1 protein-coding gene is annotated in these 486 nt (G+C 65.0%); it reads right to left on the bottom strand.

Translation table 11 applies throughout. The features are described 5' to 3' along the window. The coding region (locus GVL52_RS31880) for an HDOD domain-containing protein (protein ID WP_160012709.1) at positions 1–486 on the bottom strand (486 nt) is incomplete at both ends.

Genomic DNA, 486 nt, shown 5'->3' with positions numbered 1-486 from the left:
GTCATGAGCAGCGCGGCCCAGCGGAAGAGCTTCTTGAGGCCGAGGATCATGACGGCGTGGCGGAACGAGGTGATCTCGCACGACAGCCCGAAACCGGACGAGTTGATGAAGCGCAGCAGGTTGAAGGACAGCGTCGGGTCCTTCTTGAGCAGCTCCTCGATCTCGGCGGTGCTGGCCTGTTTCCGCACGAGGTTGATGAGCTGGATGATCGTCGCCTGCGAAGGCCGGATGGTCTGCGCCTTCACCAGGGCGGGCTTGGCGAACCAGAAACCCTGGAAGAGCTTCACGCCCAGCGCGGCCATGCGCTCGTGCTGCTCGGCGGTTTCCACCTTCTCGGCCACCAGCACGGCCTGGCTGTTGGCACGCGCGAACTTCACCAGCGGCTCGGCGAGCTCCGGCCGGAACGCCTGCATGTCGAGCTTCACGAACGAGGCCATGCGCAGCCAGCTGCCGTAGTTGCGGCGCAGCACGTTCTGGCTTAACGCG

The sequence above is a fragment of the Rhizobium sp. 18055 genome (assembly GCF_902706285.1).
Lineage (GTDB): Bacteria > Pseudomonadota > Alphaproteobacteria > Rhizobiales > Rhizobiaceae > Rhizobium.
This window is presented reverse-complemented; position numbering and strand designations above follow the sequence as displayed.